Here is a 5364-nt window from a genome sequence, read left to right on the forward strand (position 1 = left end):
GGCAGTTCCAGCCCTGGAACAGGTACTGCATCGTCACCGTCATCTCACCGTAGGCACCACCGATCAGCTCCTGCAGCTTCCGGGCGTAATACGGGTCCGGACGCTCCGGCTTCGCCTCGAACTGCAGCAGTTTCGTGTGTCGGAACACAGAGATCTCCTTGGGAAACGAAGGAAAGTTGCATTTCGGTACGCGTACGCAGACGGAGGGCTTCCCCCGCACGCGCCGGTTATTCGTGTTCACGCCGCCGACTTGCGGATCCCACCCCGATGAACTATGCATGAGTCATGCATGATGAGCGGCTGGCGAATCTCCTCGGCGCGCTCGCGCTGACGGTGAACGACCTCGCCCTCACCGACGCGACCGCCGCCGCGGGCACCAGCGTGAGCGGTTCGGCGGCGCTGGTGGTGCTGTCCACCGCGCCCGGGCTGTCGGTGACGGAGCTGGGGCGGAGGGTGGGGCTGAGCCAGCCCGCCGCGGCGCGGATGGTGGACGTGCTGGAGCGGCGGGGCCTGGTGGAGCGGCGGCCCACGCTCGCCAGGGCGGTCGCCGTGCACCTGACGCCGACGGGCGCCGAGGCGGCCGCGCGGATCCTCGGCGAGCGCGGCGGACGGCTCGGCTCGCTGGCGGCCGCGCTCGACGAACGGGAGCGGGAGGTGTTCGCGGAGCTGGCCGGAAAGCTGCTGACGGCGGCCTACGAGCAACTCCCCGAGGCCGACCGCCTGTGCCGCCTGTGCGACCGCGCGGCCTGCACCGCCGAGGGCGAGACCTGCCCGGTGGGCGCGGCCTGCCGGGCGCGGGAGGCGGGGGAATGAGGGGTGACTTCGGGTGCCGGTGGCGCGCCGCGCCGCGGCGAGGTGGCCGGGGTGCGAGCGGCGGCGGCCGGGGGCCGCATGCCGGTGCCGCGCGGCGGCCGGTGCGCATCAGTGGCGGCCGGGGCGCGTCCGTGGACGGCCCGCGCCCGCGTGCCGCTGCGGCGCGGCCGCGTGCGACGGTGGTGGCCACTTCGCCGGGTGCGGGAGGCCGCCGATGACCGGTGAGCTTCTGGCGCTCGCCTCCGCTGGGTGCTTCGGCGTCACGCACTTCGTCAACGGGGTGATCGCTCGCCGGGCGCCCGGCCTCACCGTTTCGCTGTACGCGCAGCTCGGTGGCACCCTCGTCACGCTCGTCGTCGCGGTCGTCTGGTCCCCGCCCGGCCTCACGGGGCTCCTGTGGGGCGCGCTGTCCGGCGTCGGCACCGGCATCGGCGTCGCGTTCCTCTACCGCGCCATGAGCCGGGACGCGTTGAGCGTCGTGGTGCCCGTCAGCGACGTCGGGGCCGTCGTGCTGCCCGTCGTCGCCGGGCTCGCCTTCCTCGGGGAACGGCCCTCGCCCGCGGCGATCGCCGGCATCGTGCTCGCCCTGCCCGCCATCTGGCTCGTCTCCGGCGGCGGGCGGCCCACCGGCCCCGGCATCCGCTACGCGCTCATCGCCGGAGCGGGCTTCGCCGTCCAGTTCCTCGCCATGAAACCCGTGCCCCAGGATGCCGGGCTGTGGCCGATCGTGGTCAGCCGCGCCGCCTCCGTGGCCGCCATCCTGCCGCTCGTGCTCACCACGCGGACCCCGCTCACGCTGCGTCCCCGCCTCGCCTGGCCGGCCGCCGCCGCGGGCGCCCTGGGCAGCGTCGCGATCGTGCTCTACTGGGTCGCCACCCACCAGCAGCTGCTGGCCGTCGCGACCGTCCTGGCCGCCCTCTACCCGGCCATCCCCGTGGTGCTCGCACTGCTCTTCCTGGGTGAACGCCTCAGCCGGAAGCAGACTCTCGGTGTCTGCGGGGCCGCCGCCGCGCTGGCGCTGTTAGCCCTGGCGTAGGAGAAGTACCTCCGTAGCGTTTTGAAGTGACTCCGCCGGGTAGGAGAAGCGCATGCGCGGGCATGCGGTGGTCACGGGCGGAGCGGGTTTCGTCGGCTCCCACCTGTGCGACCGCCTGCTCGCCCGCGGCATGCGCGTCACCTGCGTGGACAACCTGTGCACCGGCACCACCGGCAACATCGCGCACCTCACCGGGAAGGACTTCCACTTCGTGGAGGCCGACGTCTCCCGCGGGCTGGACGTCGGCGGCCCGGTCGACCTGGTGATGCACCTGGCCAGCCCCGCCTCGCCCCGCGACTACGACCGCCTGCCGGTGGAAACGCTGCAGACCGGCGCCGCGGGCACCAACCACGCCCTGGACCTCGCCGAGGCCACCGGCGCCCGGTTCGTGCTCGCCTCCACCAGCGAGGTCTACGGCGACCCGCGCGAGCACCCGCAGCGCGAAAGCTACTGGGGCAACGTCAACCCGGTCGGCCCGCGCAGCGTCTACGACGAGGCGAAACGCTACGCCGAAGCGCTCACCGCCGCCTACCGCCGCACCCGCGGCGTGAACACTGGCATCGCGCGCATCTTCAACACCTACGGCCCGCGCATGCGCCCCGGCGACGGGCGGGCGATCCCCACGTTCATCAAGCAGATCCTCACCGGCGAACCGGTCACCGTCGCCGGTGCGGGCACCCAGACCCGTTCCCTGTGCTATGTGGACGACACCGTGGACGGCCTGCTGGCACTGGCGGACAGCGATTTCCCGGGCCCGGTCAACCTCGGCAACCCGCACGAACTCCAGATCCGCCACCTGGTGGGGGAGATCCAGCGGCTGGCCGGCACGACCGTGCCGGTGCGCAGCATCCCCGCCCCGGTGGACGATCCGCAACGACGGTGCCCGGACATCGCCGTCGCGCAACGGGAACTGGGCTGGCAGCCGCGCGTGGAGCTGCACGAGGGCCTGCGCCGGACCCTGGAGTGGTTCGCCGCCCACCTCAGTCTCGTTTAGACGCGGAGTAGCAGGGGTAGCGCTAAGTAGCAGTAGTGACGGGATGTGGAGGTAACGAGCTTGCGGGTCCTCGGGATCAACGCGGTGTTCCACGATCCGGCCGCCGCCCTCGTGGTGGACGGCCGGGTGGTCGCCGCCGCCGAGGAAGAGCGGTTCAGCCGCCGCAAACACGGCAAACGCCCGGTTCCCTTCTCCACCTGGGAACTCCCCGAGCAGGCGGCCCGCTGGTGCCTGGCGCAGGCCGGGATCGAACCCCGCGACCTGGACGCGGTGGGCTATTCCTACGACCCCGATCTGGTCGACCACGACCTCGACGGCGTCGACCCGGGCTGGGAGGAGCTGCGCACCACGTTCGCGCGGCGCGCCCCGAACTTCCTGAAGACGGCACTGCCCGGCCTGAACCCGGGCAAGGTGCGGTTCGTCCGCCACCACGTCGCGCACGCCGCGTCCAGTGGCCTGGCCGCTCCGTTCGGTGACGCCGCCGTGCTGGTCGCGGACGGGCGCGGTGAGGCGACCTCCTACCTGGCCGGGGAGTACCGCGACGGCAAGCTGGTCGAGCTGGCCGCGCAGCGGCTCCCGCACTCGCTCGGGCTGCGCTACGAGGACCTCACCGAGCACCTCGGGTTCGCGCGCTCCAGCGACGAGTACAAGGTGATGGCCCTGGCCTCGTACGGGAAACCGCGGTTCGCCGACGCGCTGCGCGCGGAGATCGCCGCGCTCGGTGACGGCGGTTTCCGCGCCGCGCCGGTGGATCTGTCCCGGTTCGCGCCCCGCCGCGAGCCCGGCGCGGACTTCCGGCCCGCGCACGCCGACCTCGCCGCGAGCATGCAGCAGCGGATCGAGGAGGTCCTGCTCGACCTCGCCCGGTGGCTGCACCTGCAGACCGGGCAACGGAACCTGACGATGGCCGGCGGCATCGCCCTCAACTGCGTGGCCAACACCCGGCTGCTCGCCGAGGGCCCGTTCGACGACATCTGGGTGCAACCGGCCGCCGGCGACGCGGGCACCGCGCTCGGCGCCGCCCTGCACCTGGCCGCGGAACTGGGCGAACCCGCCGCGCCGATGCCGGGCGCCGACCTCGGCCGCGGGTTCACCGACGCCGAGATCCAGCACGCGCTCGACGTCGCCCGGCTGCCCTACGAACGGCCGGACGACCTCGCGGCCACCGTGGCGCAGGCGCTCGCCGCCTGCGAGGTCGTGGCGTGGTTCCAGGGCCGCGCCGAGTTCGGCCCGCGCGCGCTGGGCCACCGCTCGCTGCTCGCGCACCCCGGCCACCAGCGCAACCTGGAACGCCTCAACGACGTCAAGGGCCGCGAGCAGTTCCGCCCCGTCGCGCCGATGGTGCTCGCCGACCGCGCGCGGGAGCTGTTCGAACGCGGCCCGGTGCCCAGTCCCTACATGCTGTTCGTGCACGACGTCCGTCCGGAGTGGAGGGACCGCATCCCGGCCGTGACGCACGTGGACGGCACGGCGCGGATCCAGACGGTGGACCCGGCCACCGAGCCGCTGGTCGCGCGCATGCTCGGCGAATTCGCCGCCCGCACCGGGATTCCCGTCGTGGTCAACACGAGCCTGAACACCGCGGGCCGCCCGATGGTCGACTCGCCGCGTGACGCGCTGGAGTGCTTCGGATCGAGCCCGATCGACCTGCTGGCGATCGGCCCGTTCGTGGTGCGGAGGCCGGCATGACCGCCTACACCGTGGTTGTCCCGACGACCGGCCGGGACAGCCTCCGGGCCCTGTTGTCCGCGCTGGACCACGGGATCGGGCCGGCCCCGGCCGAGGTCGTCCTCGTCGACGACCGCCCCGAACCGGGCGAGCTGCCGCTGCCCGACACGACCCTGAAGGTGCGCGTGCTGCGCTCGGGCGGCCGGGGCCCGGCCGCGGCGCGCAACGTGGGCTGGCGCGCGGCGGACACCGAGTGGATCGCCTTCCTCGACGACGACGTGCGCCCGACCGCCGACTGGCCGTCCCGCCTGGTGACCGACCTGGAGTCGCTGGCCTCCGACGTGGCGGCCTCGCAGGGCCGGATCATCGTGCCCGGCCCGACCGGCGGCCGCCGGCCCACCGACGAGGAACGCGACACGGCCGGGCTCGCCACCGCGGAGTGGATCACCGCGGACATGGCCTACCGGCGCGCGGTCCTCGCCGCCGTCGGCGGGTTCGACGAGCGGTTCCCGCGGGCCTTCCGCGAGGACGCCGACCTCGCGCTGCGCGTGCGGCAGGCCGGGTGGCGGCTGGAGCGCGGCACGCGCCGGACGTTGCACCCGGCGCGCCGCGGCGGGTTCTTCGCCAGCCTGCGCGCCCAGCGCGGCAACGCCGACAACGCCCTGATGCGCCGCAAGTTCGGTCCACAGTGGAGGGAGTTGTGCGCGGCCGGGCCGGGCCGTCTGGGCCGTCACGCGCTCACCACCCTCGGCGGCGCGGCCGCGCTCGCGTTCGCCGCCGCCCGCCGGCCCCCCCCCCCCCCCCCCCCTCATACACATCTGACGCTGCCGCCGCATAGAGAGGTGTACACACC

The 5364-nt window shown here is 73.9% G+C and carries 6 protein-coding genes; 5 read left to right on the forward strand and 1 reads right to left on the reverse strand.

Annotation, left to right across the window (positions count from 1 at the left end):
• Positions 1-148 (reverse strand): manganese catalase family protein (locus D0D15_RS35215; RefSeq protein ID WP_205414143.1); only part of this gene is annotated, 148 nt, incomplete at its 3' end.
• Positions 149-285: 137 nt separating this feature from the next.
• Between D0D15_RS35215 and D0D15_RS35220 the strand changes: the two genes are divergently transcribed.
• The 5 genes from D0D15_RS35220 to D0D15_RS35240 all read left to right on the forward strand — a co-directional run.
• Complete coding sequence (locus tag D0D15_RS35220; RefSeq protein WP_094005968.1) at positions 286-813, forward strand: MarR family winged helix-turn-helix transcriptional regulator; 528 nt, start codon at positions 286-288, stop codon at positions 811-813.
• A gap of 214 nt (positions 814-1027) precedes the next feature.
• Positions 1028-1849, forward strand: coding sequence for a DMT family transporter (locus tag D0D15_RS35225; RefSeq protein WP_094005969.1), 822 nt, complete (start codon positions 1028-1030; stop codon positions 1847-1849).
• A gap of 52 nt (positions 1850-1901) precedes the next feature.
• Positions 1902-2843: an NAD-dependent epimerase/dehydratase family protein gene (locus D0D15_RS35230; protein ID WP_094005970.1), complete on the forward strand. Its 942-nt coding sequence runs from the start codon at positions 1902-1904 to the stop codon at positions 2841-2843.
• 60 nt (positions 2844-2903) lie between these two features.
• On the forward strand, positions 2904-4532 hold the full coding sequence (locus D0D15_RS35235) for a carbamoyltransferase family protein (protein ID WP_115945084.1): 1629 nt from the start codon (positions 2904-2906) through the stop codon (positions 4530-4532).
• Positions 4529-5364 (forward strand): glycosyltransferase family 2 protein (locus D0D15_RS35240; RefSeq protein WP_244215015.1); only part of this gene is annotated, 836 nt, incomplete at its 3' end. The genes D0D15_RS35235 and D0D15_RS35240, both read left to right, overlap by 4 nt.

Origin of the sequence: Amycolatopsis thermalba (assembly GCF_003385215.1) — a bacterium.
Lineage (GTDB): Bacteria > Actinomycetota > Actinomycetes > Mycobacteriales > Pseudonocardiaceae > Amycolatopsis_E > Amycolatopsis_E thermalba.